The following is a 22,091-nucleotide window of genomic DNA, read 5'->3' as shown; positions in this document are numbered from 1 at the left end:
ATGAACTTGAACCCCGACCTGAACGTGGTCGAGCTGCTGGGCGACCTTGCCGCCCGCGACATCACGCTGTGGCTGGAGGACGGCCAGTTGCGCTTTCGCGCCCCGCGCACCGGCATGCCACCCGAGGTGATCGCGCAGTTGCGGCAGCACAAGGCGACGATCGTGGCCTGGCTCGCCGAGCGGGACGCCTTCGCCGCTGGGCGCCACGACAGCCCGTTGTCACAAGGGCAGCTCGGCCTGTGGCTGGACTGGCAGATCGACCCCACCAGCCGCCGCTACCACCTGGTCAGCATCGACCGCCTGCCAGCCGGCACCTGCCTCGACACGCTGCGCCAGGCTGCGCGCGCGCTGCTGCAGCGGCACCCGATCCTGCGCACCACCTACCCGCTCACCGAAACGGCCGACAGGCCCGAGGCACCCGATGCAGTGCAGCCGGCGCAGCGCCTGCTCGTCGAGGCCGAACCGGACTTCACCGTCGTCGATGGCCGCGGTTGGCCCGCAGCGCAGGTCGACGCCTGGCGCCAGGATTTTGCCGACCAGCCCTTCGACCTCGCCCGCGGCCCGGTCATGCGCATGGCGGTGCTGGAAGTGACCACCCCGTCCGGCGCGGTCGAGGCCCACCTGCACTGGTCGGTCCACCACATCGCCACCGACTACACCAGCCAGGAGATCCTGCGCCACGACCTCGCCGCGCTCCACCGCGAACTGGTCGCAGGCCGCGGGCCGGTCACGGCCGCGGTGACCGATCCCGGACACCTGAATCACCACGATTTCGTGCGCTGGGAGCGCGACACGCTCGCGGTGCAGGGCGACGCGCTGGCGGCCTACTGGCGCGACGCGCTGAGTGGCGAGCCTGCGCTGCTCGACCCGCCGACCGTCGGCCACGCCGATGGCGATGCACGCCGGCATTGCGTGACGCTCGATGCCGGTCTGGCGGACGGACTGCGCGCGCTGGCCCGTGCCAAGCGCAGCACGCTGTACGCGGTGCTGCTGGCCGTCTGGCAGGTGCTGCTGGGCCGGCATGGCGGGCAGCAGCAATTTCTGATCGCATCGCCGGCCACCACCCGCGCGCTGCCGGGCTGGACCGACACGGTGGGCTACTTCGCCAACCCGGTGCTGTTGCGCGCGGACCTGAGTGGCTCACCGACCTTCGCCACGCTGCTGCAGCGCACGCAGGCGGCGCAGCAACAAGCCCTCGCGCACCAGGCCTGGCCGCACGCCGAGATGATGCGCCTGCTGCAAACCCACGCCACGCCGCAGCGGCTGCACACAGGCATCGCGGGCTTCGTCTGCGTCGCACTGCGCCAGGCGGACGCGGTGACCGCCGACGCGCTGCTGCAGCCCCTGGCGAGCGAGCAGCGCGGCATGCCGCAGGCACTGACGCTGACCTTCCTGGACCGCGGCGGCGTCCTGACGGCGATGTTCACCTACAACGCCGGACGTTTCGAGGACGCGCAGATCGCCGCGATGGCCGGGCACCTGCAGGTGCTGCTGCAGGGCATCGTTGTCAACCCCGAGGCGGACATCCACACCCTGCCCGTGCTGACCGACGCCGAGCAGCGGCAACTGCGCGCCTGGAACGCGACCGAGCGGGACGACCCGCAGGGCTGGACCCTCGTGGACCTGTTCGAGGCCCACGCCACGGCCACGCCCGCGGCGCCCGCCGTTGTCTACGGGGACACCTCGCTCAGCTACGCCGACCTCGACGCCCGCGCCAACCGCATCGCCCAGGCGCTGATCGCGCGCGGTGTCGGCCCGGACACGCTGGTCGGCCTCTGTGTGTCGCGCTCGCCGGACATGGTGGCGGGTCTGCTGGGCATCCTGAAGGCCGGCGGCGCCTACGTGCCGCTCGACCCGGACTATCCGCCGGAGCGCCTGCGCTTCCTGCTCGAAGACTGCGGCGCCGACCTGGTGCTGACCCAGCAGGGGCTGGCCGAGCGGGTGGCGGCGCTGGCGCCCACGGGCTGTGTGCTGCTCGGTCTGGACGAACCGGACGCCTGGAGCGCATACCCGACCAACCGGCCAACGCGCCGCGCCGGGCCGGATGACCTCGCCTATGTGATCTACACCTCCGGTTCGACCGGACAGCCGAAGGGGGCCTGCCTGCCGCACCGCGCGCTGACGAACATGGTCACGGCCTTCCACCGCGTGGCCCCGCTGGCGCCCGGCTTCCGTAGCCTGACGCTGGCCCCGTTCGGCTTCGACGTGGCGGTGTGGGAGCTTCACGGCACGCTGGGCTTTGGCGGCGCCCTGCACATCGTGCCCCGCGACCTGCTGCTCGCGCCCGAGCAACTGGCCCGCTACATCCGAACCGGCGGCATCGACAGCGCCTACGTTCCGCCCGCGCTGCTGGAGCCGCTGCTCGATGCAGTGGGCGGGGATGTGCCGCTGCGCCGCCTGCTGGTGGGCGTCGAATCGATCCGGCAGGGGCTGCTGCAAGCCTGGCAGGACGCCGCCGGACCGCAGGGCCTGGTGATCGTCAACGGCTACGGCCCGACCGAGACCGCCATCTGTTCGACCTTCCACCGCTTCACCGCGGCGGTCGATGCACAGGCACCGACGCCGATCGGCCGGCCGATCGACAACACCCGCATCCACCTGCTGGATGCGCACCAGCAGCGCGTGCCCCCGGGCGTGCCGGGCGAGCTGTGCATCGCCGGGACGGGGCTGGCACGCGGTTACCTGAACCGCCCCGACCTCACGGCCGAGAAGTTCACCGAGGCAGACCTTGGCGGCCGGCGCGAGCGGCTCTACCGCACCGGCGACTTGGCCCGCTGGCGGCCTGACGGCGAACTGGACTACCTCGGCCGCATCGACCAGCAGATCAAGCTGCGCGGCTTCCGCATCGAGCCGGGTGAGGTCGAGGCGGCGCTGGTCGCCCACCCGGCCGTCATCGCCGCCGCGGCCGTCGTCCACGGGCAAGGGGCCGACGCCGTGCTGGTCGGCCATGTCGGGCTGAAGGACATCGCCGACACCGCCCGGGCCGCAGCGCTCGGCACGGCGCTGCGCCGCTGGCTGCAGCAGCGCCTGCCCGCGCACCTGGTACCGACACACCTCATGGTGCATGCGCGGCTGCCGCTGACCCCGAACGGCAAGATCGACCGCCGCGCACTGCCCCCGCCGAACATCGACACGACGGGCGATCCCACGGGCAATGGGCAGGTCGCCCCGCGCACGCCCGTCGAGGCCGCGTTGGAGGCGGTCTTCGCCGAGGTGCTCGGGCGGCCGGCGGTCGGTGTGCATGACGACTTCTTCGAGCTGGGCGGGCACTCGCTGCTGGCCCTGCGGCTGGTGCGCCTGGCGCAGCAACGGCTGGACCGGGCCGTGACGGCCACGCAGCTCTACCGGCTGCGCAGCGTCGCCGCACTGGCCGCCGCGCTGGACGAGGCCGGGGTGGACGACATGCCCGATCCGATGGCGATGGTCTTCACGGAGCCCCTGCCGGTCGTGACCGAGGAGGCCGTCCGCTGCCCGCTGTCGCACGGGCAGCGCGCCCTGTGGTTCCTGCAGCAGAGTGCGCCGCTCAGCCACGCCTGGAACTCCGGGCTGGTGCTGCGGCTGCGCGGCCCGCTGCAGCGCGGGGCGTTGCAGCAGACGCTGACCGATCTGGTGGCGCGTCATGCCGCGCTGCGACTGGTCGTGCGCGTCGAAGACGGCGAGCCGATGCAGCAGGTGCTGCCACCCACGCGGGTGGTGCTGGCCGAGGTCGATGCGGTCGGGCTGGACGCGGGTGCGCTGGCGGCGCAAGTGCGCGCGCAGTTCACGCAGCCTTTCGACCTGACGCAAGGCGTGTTCCGCCCCGTGCTGATTCGCCACGCCGACGACGATCACCTGTTGGTGCTGTCGATCCACCACCTGGCCACCGATGCCGGCTCGGGCGAGATCCTCACCCGCGAGCTGGCGCAGGGTTATGGCGCGCGCTGTGCGGGCACGGTGGCCGCGCTGCCGCCGCTGCGCCACGGCTGGGCCGATTTCGTGCGCTGGGAACAAGGGCTGCTAGAGGCGGCCGGGCCGCGCCTGCGCACCTGGTGGCACCAGCAGTTGGCGGGCGAGCTGCCGGTGCTGCAACTGCCGCTGGACGTGCCCCGTCCACCGACCCGGACGTTCAACGGCCGCTCCCATGTCTGGCACCTGGACGCCGACCTGACGCAGCGCGTCAAGGGGCTGGCGCGGCGTCGGCGGGTCAGCCTGTTCACGCTGCTGCTGGCGGTGTACCTGGTGCAGTTGCACCGCACCACCGGCCAGTCCGACCTGCTGGTCGGCACGGCGCCCGAGGCTGGCCGCGCCCGCGCCGAGTTCGCGCCAGTAGTCGGCTACTTCGTCAACCTGATCGCGCTGCGTTCGCGCCACGATCCAGACGCCTCGCCGGACTTCGCCGACTTCCTCGACCAGGTCGCGCAGACGGTGGCCGGTGCGCTGGCGCACCAGCACTACCCGTTCCCCGCGCTGGTGCAGGAGCTGCTGCCGCAGCGCGACCCGAGCGTACCGCCGCTGGTGCAGACGCTGTTTCTGCTCAGCCAGCAGGATGCGGCCGAGCCGCTGACCGCCGCCGGCCTGCAGATGACGCCGTGGGCGCTGGCCGAAACCGGCGGACAGGGCGCGGGCCAGTTCGACCTGGCGCTGCTGGCCGATGAGCATGAGGGAGGTCTGCGTCTGGTGTTCGACCACAACGCCGACCTCTTCCACGCCGACACCATCGCCCGCATGGCGGGGCACTACACGACGCTGCTGGCTTCGGTCGTGGCCACGGCCGAAGCCAGTGCCGATGCCCGTGGTGCGCCGGACACGGCTATCAGCCGCTTGCCGATGCTCACTGCGGCTGAGCAGCAGCAATTGCAGGCATGGAATGCCACCGACACGCCCTGCCCGGCCACCGCCTGTGTCCACCAACTGTTCGAAGCCCAGGCCAAGCGGTGTCCGCAGGCGGTCGCGCTGGTGTGCGGCGGGGAGCAGGTCAGCTACCAGACACTGGATGCACGTGCCGATCGACTGGCCGAGCACCTGCGCCGGGCGGGTGTCGGTCGGGACGTGCTGGTGGCCCTCTGCGTGGACAGCGGCCCGGCCCTGGTGACCGGCATGCTGGGTACGCTGAAGGCCGGCGGCGCCTTCCTGCCACTGGACCCGCACTACCCGCGGGAGCGCCTGACCGGCATCCTGGAGGACGCTGGTGTTCAGGTGCTGTTGACCCAGGCCGCGACACGGCCAGCCGCCATGGCCGCGTTGAGGGGCATCGGCGCGACCGTGCAGGTGCTGGACCTGGACACGCTGTGCGAGCGGCCCGTGGCCAGTGATGTCGCTGCGGTGGCGGTGGCGGCGGTGGTGCAGGACGACCTGGCCTACGTGATCTACACCTCTGGCTCGACCGGCCGGCCCAAGGGCGTGATGCTGCCGCACCGCGGGCTGGTGAACCTGGCCGAGGACTTCATCAAGCTGGGTCGGCTCACACCCGAAAGCCGCTTCGCCCAGTTCGCCGCCTGGGGCTTCGACGGCGCGGTGTTCGAGATCCTGGTGACCCTGGCGGCCGGTGCCACGCTGGTGCTGGCAACGCCGCAGACGCGGGCCGATCCCGTCGCCAAGGTAGCGCTGCTGCAGCGCGAACAGGTGTCGGTGGCCACCCTGCCACCCGCCTTGCTGGCCACGCTCGACCCGGCGGCGTTTCCGCACCTGACCACCGTCGTGGCGGTCGGCGAAGCCTGTCCATGGGCGCTGGCCCTGCGCTGGAGCCCAGGCCGACGTTTCCTGAACGGCTACGGTCCGACCGAAGCCACCGTCGGCACCAGCTTCTTCCAGGTGACGCAGCCAGTGGACGGCCCCCAGACCGTTCCCATCGGCCGCCCCGTCGCCAACACCCGGCTGCACCTGCTGGACACGGCGGGTCAGGTGGTCCCGGTGGGCGTGCCGGGCGAACTGTGCATCGGCGGGGTCGGTCTGGCCCGCGGCTACCTGAACCGGCCCGACCTGACAGTCGACAAGTTCGTCGAGCGAACGGTGATGGGGCGGCGCGAGCGGCTGTACCGCACGGGCGACCTCGCACGCCGACTGAGCGACGGTAACTTGGAGTTCCTCGGCCGCATCGACCACCAGGTCAAGCTGCGCGGCTTCCGCGTCGAGCTGGGCGAGGTCGAGGCGGTCCTGCGGGCCCATCCGGCGCTCGCCGATGCTACCGTCATCGTCCGCGAGGACCGCCCGGGTGAGCCGCGGCTGGTGGCCTACACCGTGGCCGCTACCGGTGTCGAAGCCCCTGACAGCGGCGTGCTGCGCGCCTTCGCCGCCGAGCGCCTGCCGGCCTTCATGCTGCCCGCGGCCTGGGTCCGACTGGACGCGCTGCCGCGCAATCCCAGCGGCAAGGTGGATCGCCGGGCGTTGCCGGTGCCCACCTCCGTCCCGCGCTCCGACTCGCCAATGGCCCCGCAGACCGCGCTGGAGCGCCGGCTAGCCGCGCTGTGGCAGGAACTGCTGCAGGTCGAGCAGGTCGGCCGCGACGACAGCTTCTTCGAACTGGGCGGCCATTCGCTGCTGCTGGTGAAGCTGAAGAACCGACTCGACGACTGGGGCGTGCCGGCGCTTGGCCTGGTGGACCTGTTCCGCCACCCGACCGTGGCCACGCTGGCACGCCACCTGGCGACGGCCGGATCGTGGGACGGCCATGGCGGCGAGTCCACGACCCGCCACGACGCCCCGCCCCCCGACGACACCCGCCGCGCCGAGGCCCGGCGCACGGCCCGCGGTGCGGGCCTGCGCCAGCGCCAGATCCGCAAGGACGCGCGCACCGAGGAGACCTCTCTTGACTGATCTGAACGACATGAACGACGCGGCGATCGCCATCATCGGCCTGGCCGGCCGCTTCCCTGGCGCGCCGTCGCTGCAGGACTTCTGGCGCCACCTGTGCGCGGGCGATGAGATGATCACGCGCTTTTCCGACGCGGAACTGCGCGCGGCTGGGGTCGGGTCGGCGCTGCTGGACGATCCGCACTATGTCCGAGCAGGGGCCGTCTTGCCCGAGCACGACCGCTTCGACGCGGCCTTCTTTGGCTTCTCGCCGCGCGAGGCCGAACTGCTCGATCCGCAGCAGCGCCTGTTGCTGGAAACCGCCTGGGAGGCACTGGACGCGGCCGGCTACAGCGACCGCACGCTGCCGGGCCGCGGCAGCATCGGCGTGTTCGCGGGGGGCGGCCTGAACCACTACCTGCTGGAACACCTGCACCCGAACGTCGCGCTGAAAAGCGCGGTGGGCGCGTACCAGATGTTCCTGGTCAACAGCCCTGACTCGGTGGCCATGCGCCTGTCGTACAAGCTGAACCTGAGCGGCCCGAGCGTGACGGTGCAGACCGCCTGCTCGACCTCGCTGGTGGCGGTGCATCAAGCCTGCCAGAGCCTGCTGGCGGGCGAGTGCGACCTGGCGCTGGCCGGTGGCGTGTCGCTGCTGCTGCCGCAGGACCAGGGCTATCTGCACCAGGAGGGCATGATCCTGTCGCCGGACGGCCACTGCCGCGCCTTCTCGGAAGACGCCGCCGGCACGCTGGGTGGCAGTGGCGTCGGCATGGTGCTGCTCAAGCCCTTGGCCGAGGCGCTGGCCGACGGCGACGTGGTCCACGCGGTGATCCGCGGCTCGGCGGTCAACAACGACGGCGCGGCCAAGATCAGCTTCACCGCGCCGAGCGTCGAGGGCCAGGTCCGGGTGATCCGCGAGGCGCAGGCCGTCGCCGAGGTCGAACCGGACTCGATCGGCTATGTCGAGGCCCATGGCACCGGCACACCATTGGGTGACCCGATCGAGGTCGCTGCGCTGACCGAGGCCTTCCGCAGCGAGCGGCGCGGCGTCTGCGCGCTCGGCTCGGTCAAGAGCAACATCGGCCATGCCGACGCCGCCGCGGGGGTGGCCGGCCTGATCAAGGCCACGCTGGCGTTGCAGCACGGGCTGATCCCGCCGTCGCTGCATGCCGAACGCCCGAACCCGGCGCTGAAGCTGGCACAGAGCCCCTTCTTCATCCCCAGCGCACCGACGCCGTGGCCGCGCAGTGCAGCGCCGCGGCGGGCGGGTGTCAGCGCCTTCGGCGTCGGGGGCACGAACGCCCATGTCGTGCTGCAGGAAGCGCCGCTGTCGTCACCATCCGATCCGGGGCGGCCCCAGCAACTGCTGCTGCTGTCCGCACGCAGCGAGGACGGGCTTGTCGCTTACGCGCGGGCGCTGGCGGCGCGGCTGGCCGAAGCTCCGGACCTCGTGCTGGCGGATGTCGCCTGCAGCCTCGCCTACGGCCGACAGCACCATCCGGTGCGCGGTGTGCTGCTGTGCCGCGACACGGCTGAAGCCGCCGCCGCCCTGGCCGCGGCTGCCGACGACGGCAGCGTCTGCGGAGGCGAGGCCCCGGAGGCCCCGCGGCCCGTGGTCTTCATGTTCCCCGGCCAGGGCACCCAGACCGTCAACATGGGACGGGAGCTGTATGACACCGAGCCCGTTTTCCGCGCGCAGGTGGACCACTGCGCCGAACTGCTGCAGCCGCTGACCGGCTACGACCTGCGTGAACGGCTGTATGCCGCGCCAGGTGACCGCCAGGCCGCCGAGGACCGGCTCCACCAACCCTCGGTGACGCAGCCAGCCCTGTTCGTCACGTCCTACGCGCTGGCCCAGCTCTGGCTGTCCTGGGGCGTGAAACCACAGGCGATGATCGGCCACAGCTTCGGCGAGTACGTGGCGGCCACCGTCGCCGGGGTGCTCTCGCTGCCGGAGGCGCTCGGGCTGGTGGCGCTGCGCGGTCGGTTGATGGAAGCGCAGCCTGAAGGCGCGATGCTGGCGGTGTCCCTCGCGGCCGAGCAACTGGCCCTGCCGCCGGGGGTCGCGCTCGCGGCGGTCAACGGACCGGCGATGAGCGTGGTGTCCGGCACGCCGCAGGACATTGCCGCCTTCCAGCAGCACCTGACCGTGCAAGGGGTGATGCACCGGCTTCTGCATGTGAACCGCGCATTCCACTCGGTCATGATGGAGCCGGTCCTGGCGCCGCTGGTGGCGCACCTGCGCACCCTCACGCTGCGCGCCCCGCGCATCCCGTACCTGTCCAACCTGACCGGCACGTGGATCACCGACGCGCAAGCCACCGATCCCGACTACTGGGCCCGGCACACCCGGGAGCCGGTGCAGTTCGCCAGCGGCGTAGCGGCGCTGGCGAAGGAGCCGGCGCTGATCCTGCTGGAAGTGGGGCCCGGACGGGCGCTGGGCGCTCTGGCCCGACAGCAGCCGGGCATCACCGAGCAGGTCGTGCTGCGCTCCACCCCGCAGCCGCAGGAGGCGCGGTCCGAGCGTGAATGTCTGCTCGATGCCCTGGGGCAGTTGTGGACGGCGGGTGGCCTGGTGGATTGGGCAGGCTTCTTCGACCTCGACCGGGCGCGGCGCCAGCGGGTCACGCTGCCGACCTGTCCGTTCGAACGCCAGCGCTACTGGATTGACCGGCCAGCCGCCGGGGCGGACCTACCCCGCGCCGCGGTCCGGCGCCCGTTGGCCGACTGGTTCCATGTGCCGGGCTGGGAGCGCGTGCCCCTGCCGCAGGCCGAATCGAGCGTGCTGGCGGACCGGTCCTGTGTGCTGGTCTTCGCAGATGCGCTGGGACTGGGGGATCGGCTGGCACTCCGCCTCGTCGCCGCGGGTCACACCGTGATCATCGTCCGGCCCGGCAGTACGTTTGCCTGGTCAGGCGACACAGGCTACGCCGTGGACCCGCGCCGGTCGCAGGATTTCACGGCCCTGGTGGACGACCTGCTGGCCCGCCAGCTTGCCCCGCAGCAGGTGGTCCATCTCTGGCAGGTGACGCCGTTGTCCGCCCCTGACGGGCAAGCGCTGGTGCAGGGCTTCTACAGCCTGATGTTCCTGGCCCGGGCCCTGTCGGCCATCCACACGCCGGTGCAGTTGACGGTGGTCGCTAACCACGTCCAGGCGGTCACCGGCGACGAGGCACTCGACCCGGAGAAGGCGGCGCTGCTGGGCCTGGTCCGGGTCATCCCGCAGGAGTACCCCCACATCGCGTGCCGCTGTCTCGACCTGGACGGCGAGGTCGGTCCCGCCACGGCTGCGGTCGATCAGGTGCTGGCCGAACTCGCGCAGCGCCGGGGCACGGTCGTCGCCTACCGCGGCCGTTACCGCTGGACCCCGACCTTCCAGTCCGTCCGTCTGCAAAGCCCTGCGGCGCCAGACACGCCCGGCCCCTTCCGGGAAGGCGGCGTCTACCTGATCACCGGTGGACTGGGCGAGATCGGGCTGGTGCTGGCCGAGCACCTCGCCACTTGGCGCACCCGGCTGGTCCTGATCGGACGCTCGCCAGTACCCCCTCGGCAGAACTGGCGCACCTGGCTGACCACCCACGCCGAAGACGACGCCACGAGTCGCCGCCTGCGCCGGCTGCTGGCCATCGAACAGGCGGGGGCGCAAGTGCTGGCCCTGAGCGCCGACGTGGCCGACGAGGCCCAGCTCGGTGCGGCCCTGCGCACCGCCCAGGCCACCTTCGGTCCGCTGAACGGCGTGTTCCACGCCGCCGGTATCACCCGCGAACCGACGACGGGCGCCTTCATCCAGACCGCGCAAGTGGCCGAGTGCGACCCACACTTCCGTGCCAAGCTGGGGGGCGCCCAGGTGCTCGACCGCTTGCTGCACGGCCAGCCCCTCGACTTCTGCATCGCCTTCTCGTCGCTGGCGGCAGTGCTGGGTGGGCTGGGCTTCGGGGCCTACAGCGCTGCCAACGCGGCACTGGATTGTTTCGTCACCGCGCGGCGCCAGAACGGCGTTCTGCCCTGGACGAGCCTGAACTGGGAAGGCTGGCGCCAGGGCGACACCCCGTTGCCCAGGGCGGCGGGGCCTGGTGACTCCGTGCTGGGTTTAGCCCTTCAGCCGGAGGAGGGCCTTGCCGCGCTGCGCGCCGTGCTCGCCAGCCGTGGACACGAACAGATCCTCCTGTCCACCGGCGACCTGCAGGCACGCCTGGACCAGTGGCAGCACCGGCCGGCAGATCTGGCCCCACCGACACCTCCAGCCTCGGGCAACGGCCTCGCACAGTCGAAGCGCCGCACGGGCCGCATGGGCTCGCACGTCCACGTCGCCGCCCGCGACAGCGTCGAGCAGGGCCTGATCGGGATCTGGCAGGAACTGCTGGGTGTCACTGACATCGGGGTGAACGACGACTTCTGGGCGCTGGGGGGCCATTCCCTGCTGGCCACCCAGGTCATCGCCCACGTCCGCAAGGTGTTCCAAGTGGCGCTGTCGATGAAGACGGTCTTCGAAGAGCCCACGGTGGCTGGTCTTGCGATCACCGTTGCCCGCCTGCAGCGCCTGGCGAGCGGCGTCACCGACCGCCAGGATCCGGGCATGACGCTGGTGCCGCGCGCAACCACCGCGCCCGTGCCGCTGTCCTTCGCCCAGCAGCGGCTGTGGTTCCTGACCCAGTTCGAGGCGAATCCGAGCCTCTACAACCTGCCAGCCGCCATTCACCTGCACGGCGCGCTGCAGGTCTCGGCCCTGGAGCAGGCGTTCCAGACTGTCGAGGCACGCCACGCGTCGCTGCGAACCAGCTTTCCCGAGCAGGAGGGCCAGCCTTGTCAGCGCGTGCATCCGCCGTCCTTCCGGCTCGCCGTCACCGACCTGTCCACCTGGCCCGACGATCGACAGCAGGCCGAAGTCACGCGGCAGGTCCGGCAACAGAACGACCAGGCCTTCGACCTCGCCAACGGCCCGCTGTGGAATGCCACGTTGCTGCGCCTGTCCCCGAAGCACCATGTCCTGACCCTCACGCTGCACCACGCGATCGCCGACGGCTGGTCCATGGGCATTCTGATGCACGAGCTGTCCACGCTGTACGGAACGCTGGTGGCGGGTCGACCTGCTTCGGCGGCCAGCTTGCCCGCCCTGCCGGTGCAGTACGCCGACTACGCGCTCTGGCAACGGGAATGGCTGCGCGGACCGGTCCTGGAGGCGCAGTTGGACTACTGGCGACAGCGGCTGGACGGCGCGCCGCCGCTGCTGACCCTGCCGACCGACCACCCCCGCCCGGCGGTGCAGCGTGGCGTTGGCGACAAGTTCGTCTTCCTGCTGCCGAGCGGGCTGACCGAAGCGCTCAAGCACCTGGGGCGGGCTGAAAACGCCACGCTGTTCATGGTCGTGCAGGCCGTGTTCTCGGTGCTGCTGGCCCGCTACGCCGGTCAGGACGACATCGTGATCGGCACCCCCAGCGCCAACCGCCAGTTCGCCGAAACCGAGCCCCTGATCGGGCTGTTCCTCAACGCGCTCGTGCTGCGCACCGATGTCTCGGGCAACCCCAGCTTCCGCGAGTTGCTGGCCCGGGTACGCCAGGGCGACCTCGACGCTTTCCAGCGCCACGCCCTGCCCTTCGAGACGCTGGTGGAGGCGCTGCGCCCCGAGCGGTCGCTGGCGTACACCCCGGTCTTCCAGGTGATGTTCAACCTGCTGACCAACCGCTCCCATGCGCTGACGCTGGAGGGCCTGCGCGCCGAACACGCTGCGATCGACGACGGGATGGCCAAGCACGACCTGACCTTGATGATGCACGAGATCGACACGGGCCTGCACACGGTGTTCGAGTACGACACCGACCTGTTCGAGCGCGCCACGATCGAGCGCATGGCTGGGCATTTCCGGGTGCTGCTTGAGACGGTCATCGCCGACCCCGGCCAACCGATCGGGCAACTGCCGTTGCTGACCGATGCCGAGCACGCGCAGATGCTGCTGCACTGGAACGACAACGCCACCGCCGACGCGGGCGATGCCGTGTACGCCCGGCTGTTCGAGGCGCAGGTCGCGGCCTCGCCCGACCAGGACGCGGTGCGCTGGCAGCCCGAGCCGGGGGGGCCGGTCGAGTGCTTGAGCTATGCCGAACTGAACCACCGGGCCAATCAGCTCGCCCATGTGCTGAAGGCTCGTGGCCTCGGTGGACCGGTCGGTTCCGAGGACATCGTCGGCGTCTGCCTGGAGCGATCGGCCGAGACGCTGGTCTGTCTGCTGGCCCTGTTCAAGGTCGGCGCGGCCTACATGCCGCTCGATCCGTCGCTGCCCGACGAGCGCCTGGTGGTGCTGATGGCGCGGGCCGGCACACCGCTGGTGTTGACCCTGGCGCACCATGCCGACCGGCTGACTGGCCGAGGTCCGGCGCTGATGTGCCTGGATCGAGACGCCGACCTGCTTGCCCGCCAGCCAACGCACGACCCGGACGGCCCGGGCGACGCCGCGCGGCTGGCCTACGTGCTGTTCACCTCCGGCTCCACCGGCGTGCCCAAGGGCGTGATGGTCGAGCACCGCGGCATGGTCAACAACCTTCGCGCCAAACTGCGCGACCACGGCCTCGGCGCAGGGGACACGCTGGCGCAGACCGCACCACCCGGCTTCGACATCTCGGTGTGGCAGTTCCTCGCCGCGCTGCTCGTCGGCGGCACAGTGCGCATCTTCGGCGACGAGATCGCCAAGGATCCCGCTGCGCTGCTGCGCCACGTCGAGGCCGAGCGCGTCACGGTGCTTGAGGTGGTGCCGTCGCTGCTGCGCTTCATGCTGGACGAGTTGCAAGCCGACGAAGCAGCGGCCCCCGCGCTGGCTGCGCTGCGCTGGCTGTCGCTGACGGGTGAGGCGCTGCCACCTGCGCTGTGCAACGCCTGGTTCGCGCGCTACCCGCGGATTCCGATCCTGAACGCCTATGGCCCGGCCGAATGCTCGGACGACGCCACGCACCACATCCTCACCGGTCCGTTGCCGCCCGACGCCACGACGGTGCCGATCGGCCGGGCGCTGCCGAACGTGCGGCTGTACGTGCTGGACGCGCATCGGCAGCCGCTGCCGATTGGCGTGCCCGGCGAACTGTGCATTGGGGGCATCGGCGTGGGTCGCGGCTACCTGAACGACCCGGAGCGCACCGCCGCCGCCTTCCACCCCGACCCGTGGGCGGGGCAACCCGGCGCGCGACTGTACCGCACCGGCGACATGGCGCGCTGGCGGGCGGACGGCACGCTGGAGTTCCTGGGGCGCCTGGACTTCCAGGTCAAGCTGCGGGGCCTGCGCATCGAGCTGGGCGAGATCGAGGCGGCGCTCGACCGGCACCCGGCGGTCGAGCAGTCGGTGGTCATCGTCCACACCGATGCCCGTGGCGAGCAGCAACTGGTGGCCCATGTCGCCATGCAACACAGCGATGGTGATGCCGATGGCGACGCGGCCTCGGCGGAGGCACTGGCGGCCGGACTGGCGGCGCACCTGGGCCAGCTGTTGCCCAGCTACATGGTGCCGAGCCGCTTCCTGGTACACGAAGCGCTGCCACTGACGCCCAACGGCAAGATCGACCGCAAGCGCCTGCCCGCACCGGACAACGTGCCGATGCCGACACAGGACAGTCACCTGCCCCCGGTGACGCCGACCGAAACACTGCTGGCCTGCGTCTGGCAGGAGGTGCTGCGGCTGGAGCGGGTTGGCCGCCACGACCACTTCTTCGCGCTCGGCGGCCACTCGCTGCTGGCGACGCAGGTGGTGTCGCGGCTGCGCCGGCAGCTCGGCATCGAGCTGCCGCTGCGCACCGTGTTCGCCGCCCCCACGCTGGCCGGCCTGGCCGAGCAGATCGACCAGAGGTTGCTGCTGCAGCGCGTGCAGCAGGTACCCGACGACCTGCCCAGCGATGAACGAGAAGAGATCCTGATATGACCGCGCCGCTCACCGAACCGATCAACGAACCGATCACCGCCCTGATCACCGAGCTGGCCGGGCTGGACATCCGGCTGTCGCTCGATGGCGAGGCGCTGCGCATCAACGGCCCGGCCGGCCGACTGCCCCTAGCGCTGATCGCCCGCCTGAAGGCGCACAAGCCGGCGCTGATCGCCTTCCTGCGCGAGCACGCCGCCCCCGCACCGGCGGCGACCTTCACCCGGTTGCCGCGCCCGGCGCACCTGCCGCTGTCCTGGTCGCAGCAGCGGCTGTGGTTCCTGCACCAGCTCGACGGCCCGAGCGCGACCTACAACATCCCGCTGGCCCTGCGGCTGCATGGCCCGCTGGACGTGGCGGCGCTGGCCGCTGCATGGCGCGAGATCGAGCAGCGCCACGAGGTGCTGCGCACCACCTTCGTCGAGGTGGACGGTCAGACCTGCCAGCATCTCCACCCGCCCGCGTTCACGCTGCACCAGACCGACCTGACCGCGATGGCCGTGCAGCCGGCCGCGGCGCGCGAAGCGGCGCTGCAGGCGCTGGCCGACGACGAGGCCGCACAGGTCTTCGACCTGGCGCGCGGCCCGCTGTGGCGGGTGCGGCTGGCCCGGCTGGACAGCGTGGACCACGCGCTGTTCGTGACGATGCACCACGCCATTTCCGATGGCTGGTCGGTCGGCCTCCTGACGCGCGAGCTGTCGGCGCTGTACGCGCACCAGCTCGGCCAGCCGGTCGAGCGACCCGCGCCGCTGGCCCTGCAGTACGCCGACTACGCCGTCTGGCAGCGCGACCCGCGGCAGATCGAGGCGACGGAGCGGCAACTGGCGTACTGGACACGACAGCTCGCCAATGTGCCCGCGCAGCCGCTGCTGCTCACCGACCGACCGCGCCCGTCGATGCCGAGCCACCAGGGTGAACGGCTGCTCGCGCCGCTGCCGCCGGCGCTCTCCAGCGCGCTGGAGCGCTTCGCCCGCGAACGCGGCGCGACGCTGTTCATGGTGCTGCAGACGGCCTTCGCCGCGCTGCTGGCACGCCACACCCGCCAGGACGACCTGTGCATCGGCACGCCGATCGCCAATCGCCAGATCGCCGAGGTCGAGCCGCTGGTCGGCTTCTTCGTCAACACGCTGGTGCTGCGCCACGACCTGTCGGGCGAGCCGGACTTCGAGACGCTGCTGGACCGTGTGCGCCGCACCACGCTGGACGCTTTCCAGCACCAGTCCGTGCCCTTCGAGCGGGTCGTCGAGGCGCTGCAGCCCGAGCGCACTCTGGTCTTCAGCCCGCTGTTCCAGGTGCTGTTCGTGCTGCAGAACACGCCGCGCGAGACGCTGACGCTCGGCCCGGTGCGCTTCGGCCCGCTGCAGGCGGCGCAGCAGGTGGCCAAGTTCGAGCTGACGCTGACGGTCTGGGAGGACGGCGACACGCTGACACCGGCCTGGACCTGGGCCACCGACCTGTTCGACCGCGCCACGATCGAGCGCATGGCCGCGCATTACCAGCAACTGCTGGAGGGACTGCTGGCCAACCCGCGCCAGTCCGTCAACCGGCTGCCGATGCTGGGGGCGGCCGAGCGGCGGCAGGTGCTGACGGACTGGAACGACACCGCCGCGGACTACCCCACTGACCGCTGTCTGCACCAGTTGTTCGAGGCACAGGCTGCGCGCACGCCCGAAGCCCTGGCGGTCACCGACGGTCACCGCACGCTGCGCTACCGTGAACTGGATGCGCAGGCGAATCTGCTCGCGGGCGTGCTGCGCGCGGCGGGCGTGGGTCCGGAGGTGCTGACCGGCCTGTGCGTGGAGCGCTCGACCGACCTGCTCGTCGGCCTGCTGGGCATCCTCAAGGCGGGCGGCGCTTACCTGCCGCTCGATCCGGCCCACCCACCGGCACGGCTGGCCGCGATGCGGCAGGACGCGCGGCTGGACGTGCTGGTCACGCAGGCGTCGCTGTGTGGCGAGCTGCTGCCCGGGCCGGAACGCATCGTCGTGCTGGACCGCCTGGAAGACGAACACGACGCGGCACCATGCCCAGCCGTGGTCGTCACGCCCGAGCACCTCGCCTACGTGGTCTACACCTCCGGCTCGACCGGCCAGCCCAAGGGCGTCGAGGTCACCCACCGCAGCTTGGTCAACTACCTCGAATGGTGCGTGCGGACCTACCCGGTCGCGGCCGGTCGCGGGGTGCCGGTCAATGGCTCGTTCGGCTTCGACGGCACGGTGCCAGCGCTGCTGGCCCCCTTGCTGGTCGGTCGGCAGGTGATCCTGCTGCCGGAGGATCAGCAGTTCGAGCGGCTGGCCGAGGCGCTGCGAGGCCGTGGCGAGTCGGGTAACGAGGCGCCGTTCAGCCTGGTCAAGGGCACGCCGACCCACCTGGACCTGCTGCACCGGCTGCTGGGCCCGCCGGACGCCACCGCGCCGCTGCGCACGCAGGCGCTGGTGCTGGGCGGCGAGGCGCTGCCGCGCGCGCTGCTCGACACCTGGTGGCAGCACGCACCGCACAGCCGGGTGTTCAACCAGTACGGCCCCACCGAGGCCACGGTGGCCTGTTGCTGGCACGAGGCCAGGCCGCAGGACACGCCGACCGCGACCGTGCCCATCGGCCGCCCGGTCGCCAACACCCAGGTCTACCTGCTCGACCCGCATGGCGAGCCGGTGCCGATCGGCGTGCCCGGCGAGCTGTGTGTCGGCGGCGTGCAGGTCGCCCGCGGCTACCGGCACCAGCCGGACCTCACCGCCGAGCGATTCATCGCCAACCCCTTCGGCGCTGGCCGGCTCTACCGCACCGGTGACCTGGCGCGCTGGCAGGCCGACGGTTGCCTCGAATACCTTGGCCGTATCGACCAGCAGATCAAGGTCAACGGCGTGCGCATCGAGCCGGGCGAGATCGAGGCTCGGCTGCACCAGTGCGACGGCGTGACCGCGGCGGCGGTGGTGGCCCGCGAGACCCCGGGCGGCGGCCGGCAGCTCGTCGCCTACGTGGTCGGCCCGGACGTCACGCCGGAGCGGCTGCGCGCCGAGCTGATGCGCATGCTGCCGGCCTTCATGGTGCCGGCGCGTTTCGTCCACCTGCCCGCGCTGCCGCTGACGCCCAACGGTAAGCTCGACCGGCGGGCCCTGCCCGAACCGGCGCCGCTGGCCGAGGCGGCCACCCTCGTGGCCCCGCGCACCCCGGCCGAGGCGCTGCTGGCGGCGGTCTGGCGCGAGGTGCTGCGCCATGACACGATCGGCGTGACCGACAACTTCTTCCAGGTGGGCGGCGACTCCATCCTCGGCATCCAGATCGTCAGCCGCGCCCGCGCTGCCGGGCTGCACCTGTCGCCACGCGACTTGTTCCAGCACCAGACGATCGCCGAACTGGCCACCGTGGCCCGCTTCGAGCCGCAGACCGGCGCTGACCGTTCGACGGTGCATGGCCCGGCCAGCGGCCCGCTGCCGTTGACGCCGATCCAGCGCCGCTTCTTCGCCCAAGACTGGGCCGAGCCGCAGCACTTCAACCAGGCGATGCTGCTGGAGCTGGACCCGCAGGCCGAGGACGGCGCGCTGGAAACTGCATTGCAGGCGCTGGTCGATCACCACGATGCGCTGCGCACGCGCTTTGTCCGTGACGCCAGCGGCCAGTGGCAGGCCAGCCTCGCGGCGGTCGATCCGGCCACGCCCGGTGCCCACCTGACGCTGGAGCGACTGGACCTGTCCGCATTGCCCGATCGTGATTGGTCGGCCGCGCTGCAGGCGCAGACCACCGATTGCCAGCGCGGTCTCGACCTCGCCAGCGGCCGGCTGGTGCGCGTGCTGCGGATCGTGCGCGGCACGCGCCGGCTGCTGCTCGTCGTCATCCACCACCTGGTCGTCGATGGCGTGTCGTGGCGCCTCGTGCTGGAAGACCTGCAGACCGCGTACCGGCAGGCGGCCGACGGCACGGTGCCGCGGCTGCCGGCCCGCACGCTGTCCTTCGCCGACTGGGCGCGCCAATTGCAGGCGCATGGCCCGGCCGCCGTCGCGGACGAGCGTGCGTTCTGGACGTCGGTGTGCGCAGGGGGTGCACCCGTGCTGCCCATCGACCACTGCACCGGACCTGATGACCACGCCTCGGCCACGGTCGTCACGAACCGACTTGATGTCGCCGACACCACCGCACTGCTGCACGAGGCCCCGGCGGCCTGGCACACCCGCATCAACGACCTGCTGCTGACCGCGCTGCTGCGGGCTTGGCAGCGCTGGAGCGGGCAGCGCGAGCTGCTGCTTTCGTTGGAGGGCCATGGCCGCGAGGATGTGTTCGATGGCGCCCGCGACGTCGATGTCTCGCGCACCGTCGGCTGGTTCACCGCGCTGTTCCCGGTGCGGCTGAGCCTGCCCGACGCCGACGATCCGGGCGCAGCGATCCGCCAGGTCAAGGAGCAACTGCGCCGCACACCGAGCCACGGCATCGGCCACGGCCTGCTGCACCACCTCGGCGGCGACGCCCACCTGGCCATCGCGCCGGGGCTGTGCTTCAACTACCTGGGCCAGTTCGACCAGAGCGTCGGCGGTGACGGTCTGGTCCGCGCGCTGGCGCCAGAGGACGTCGGCCCGACACGCTCGCCGACGGCGCCGCGTGCGCACCTGCTCGACGTGACCTGCCTGGTGACGGGCGGGCAACTGGAGATCGTCTGGGGCTACAGCCGCCACCGGCACCACGCCGCGTCGATCGAGCGGCTCGCCGAGCTGTTCCGCGACAGCCTGCGCGAGCTGATCACCCACTGCCGCACACCCGGCGTCGGCGGCCACACGCCAAGCGATTTTCCCGACGCAGGGCTGGACCAGGGGGCGCTGGACCGGCTGCTGCAGGCGATTGCCCGCGCCAACCCCGATCCGCAGCCAGTGCATCGACGCATAGAGGCCATCCATCCGCTGTCGCCGTCTCAGCAGGGCATGCTGATGGAGACGCTGGCCCACGCCGGCTCAGGCATCCATGTCGAGCAGTCGGTGCTGAGCTGGCACGGCCCGTTCGACCGCATCGCCTTCGGCCACGCCTGGCAAGCGCTGCTGGCCCGGCACGCCGCCTTGCGCAGCGGCTTTGCCTGGGACGGGCTGGACGAGCCGCTGCAGTACGTGCTGCGCCAGGCCGTGCTGCCGATCGCGGACCACGACCTTCGGGGCCTGGACGCCGAGGCGCAGCGTGCGCAGGTGATGCGCCTGGCCGAGGCGGAGCGGCGCCGCGGCTTCGCACCGGCCGAGGTGCCGCTGATGCGCCTGGTGCTGCTGCGGGCCGGAGACGACACACGCCACCTCATCTGGACACGCCACCACCTGCTCAGCGACGGCTGGTCGGTGTCGGTGATGACACGCGACTTCATGGCGCTGTACCAGGCCGCCTGCCGTGGCGAGGCGGCGACGCTGGCACCGGCTCGGCCCTATGCCGCCTACATCGGCTGGCTGCGTGCGCAGGCGCCGGCGAGCGAAGCGTTCTGGCGCGGTTATCTGGCGGGCCTGCGCCAGCCACCACGCCTGGGCCACAGTGCCGGCTCGACCGAGGCGGTGGCCGGCCATGCCAGCCACGACACCGTGCTCCCGGTCGCACTCGGCACACAGCTCGGCGCACTGGGCCGGCAGCATGGCCTGACCACCGGAACGCTGATGCAGGCGGCCTGGGCGCTGCTGCTGCACCACCTGGGCGGCGCACGCGACCTGGCGTTCGGCACCACCGTCTCGGGCCGCCCGCCCGAGCTGGCCGGGGTCGAACAGATGGTCGGTATGTTCATCAACAGCGTGCCGGTGCGCGTGCGTCTGCCGGACAGCGGCGATGTCCCGCTGCTCGACTGGCTGCACACGCTGCAGGAACAGGCTCTGGAGGCCCAACCCTACGGCCACTGTGCGGCGGGCCAGATCCAGTCGTGGAGCGAAGTGCTGGCCGGGCAGCCGCTCTACGACAGCCTGCTCGTGTTCGAGAACTACCCGGTGGACGCGGGCGCACCGGACGACGGCGACCACGCGCCCCGCATCGTGCCCTTCGTGATCGAGGGCGACGACGCGACCGGCGCGCGCACCCGCCACGCGCTGACGGTGCTGGTCATTCCCGGTGCGGCGATGCGGCTGCGCTTCATCCGCGACCGGCGCCGCCTGGACGAAGGGACGGTGGTGGACATCGCGGCGCGGCTGACCGATCTGCTCGTCCGCATCGCCGAGTCGCCAGGGCAGCCGCTGAGCGCACTGATACGGCCCCCGGAGACGGCCGAGACCGCACAGCGCCATGTGGGCCTGCTGGCGAGTCCGACCGCGGACAAGACGCCCCCGGTGCCGCCGCGCACCGAGACCGAGCGGCAGTTGGTCGACCTCTGGCAGAACCTGCTCGGAACACGACCGATCGGCATCCAGGACAGCTTCTTCGACCTGGGCGGCCATTCGCTGGCGGCCCTGCGGCTGATGGCGCGCATCCGGCAGCAGTTCCAGCGCAACCTGCCGCTGGCCACGCTGCTGCACAACCCGACCATCGAGACCGTGGCCCGGCTGCTCGCCGAACCCGAGGGCAGCGCACAGGCCGCCGCATGGCAGACCCTGGTGCCAATGCCGTCCCGTGGCAGCGGCCTGCCGTTCCACTGCGTCCCTGGCGCGGGTGGCAATCCGCTCTACCTGCACGCGCTGGCCCGCCTGATGGACGGGGACCGGCCGGTCTACAGCCTGCAGGCGACAGGGCTGGATGGCGAGACCCCGCCGCACACCACGGTCGAGGCCATCGCCGCTAACCACCTCGACGCCATCCGGCGCGTTCAGCCACACGGCCCCTACCTGCTGGGGGGCCACTCCTTCGGCGGCAAGGTGGCGTTCGAGATGGCGCTGCAACTGCAGCGGGCCGGCCAGACGGTGGCCGGCGTGGTCCTGCTGGACGTCACCGCACCGGGCGAGCACGACGACACGCCGCTTCCGCCGTGGGACGAGGCGCGCTGGCTGGTCGCGCTAGCCGACGCGTTCGGCACGATGGCGGGACGGCGCAGCACGCTGGCGGTGGAGCCACTGCGCGCGCTGGAGCCGGCAGCACAACTGCTGCGCTTCAAGGAGGAACTGGAGTGCCTGGAACTGCTGCCGGCGGGCGCCGATGTGCGTCAGGCACGGGGCTGGGTCGAGGTGTTCAAGAGCAACCTGCGCACCCGCTACCAGCCGGCCGGACTGGCAGATTTCCCGCTGGTGCTGCTCAGGGCCGAGGAAGCGCTGGTCTCAACCCCTGATCAGGCCCCGGCGCCAGCGCAGCAGCACGATCCCTTCCTCGGCTGGCGTCGCTGGAGCCGCGACCCCATCGAGCGAATCTCGGTCCCCGGCACCCACCTGACGATGATGGGCCAGCCCCACCTTGGCACCCTGGCCCGGCACCTGCGCGACTGCCTGCGGCGCCTGGAAGAACGGGCGACCCATGCCGCCACCGAATGAACCCTTCCCGCATCCCACGGAGCACA

General features: G+C 71.6%; 3 protein-coding genes. All 3 read left to right on the top strand.

Features of this window, described 5'->3' with window-relative positions:
* The 3 genes from BDD16_RS22360 to BDD16_RS22350 are packed head-to-tail and all read left to right on the top strand — an operon-like array spanning position 1 to position 22,065.
* Positions 1-6,792, top strand: a complete 6,792-nt coding sequence (locus BDD16_RS22360) for a non-ribosomal peptide synthetase (protein ID WP_179636342.1) — start codon at positions 1-3, stop codon at positions 6,790-6,792.
* Entirely contained in the window at positions 6,785-14,671 is a 7,887-nt protein-coding gene (locus tag BDD16_RS22355; RefSeq protein ID WP_179636341.1) for a non-ribosomal peptide synthetase/type I polyketide synthase, read from the top strand. Before BDD16_RS22360 ends, BDD16_RS22355 begins: the two co-directional genes overlap by 8 nt.
* Positions 14,668-22,065 carry a non-ribosomal peptide synthetase gene (locus BDD16_RS22350; RefSeq protein ID WP_179636340.1) on the top strand — a complete coding sequence of 2,466 codons (7,398 nt, stop codon included), beginning with the start codon at positions 14,668-14,670 and terminating at the stop codon, positions 22,063-22,065. The genes BDD16_RS22355 and BDD16_RS22350 overlap by 4 nt, the downstream gene beginning before the upstream one ends.
* Positions 22,066-22,091 lie beyond the last annotated feature (26 nt).

It is taken from the genome of Sphaerotilus montanus, assembly GCF_013410775.1.
GTDB classification, from domain to species: domain Bacteria; phylum Pseudomonadota; class Gammaproteobacteria; order Burkholderiales; family Burkholderiaceae_C; genus Sphaerotilus; species Sphaerotilus montanus.
Note: the sequence above shows the minus strand (reverse complement) of the source record. Positions and strands in the feature narration are given on the sequence as shown.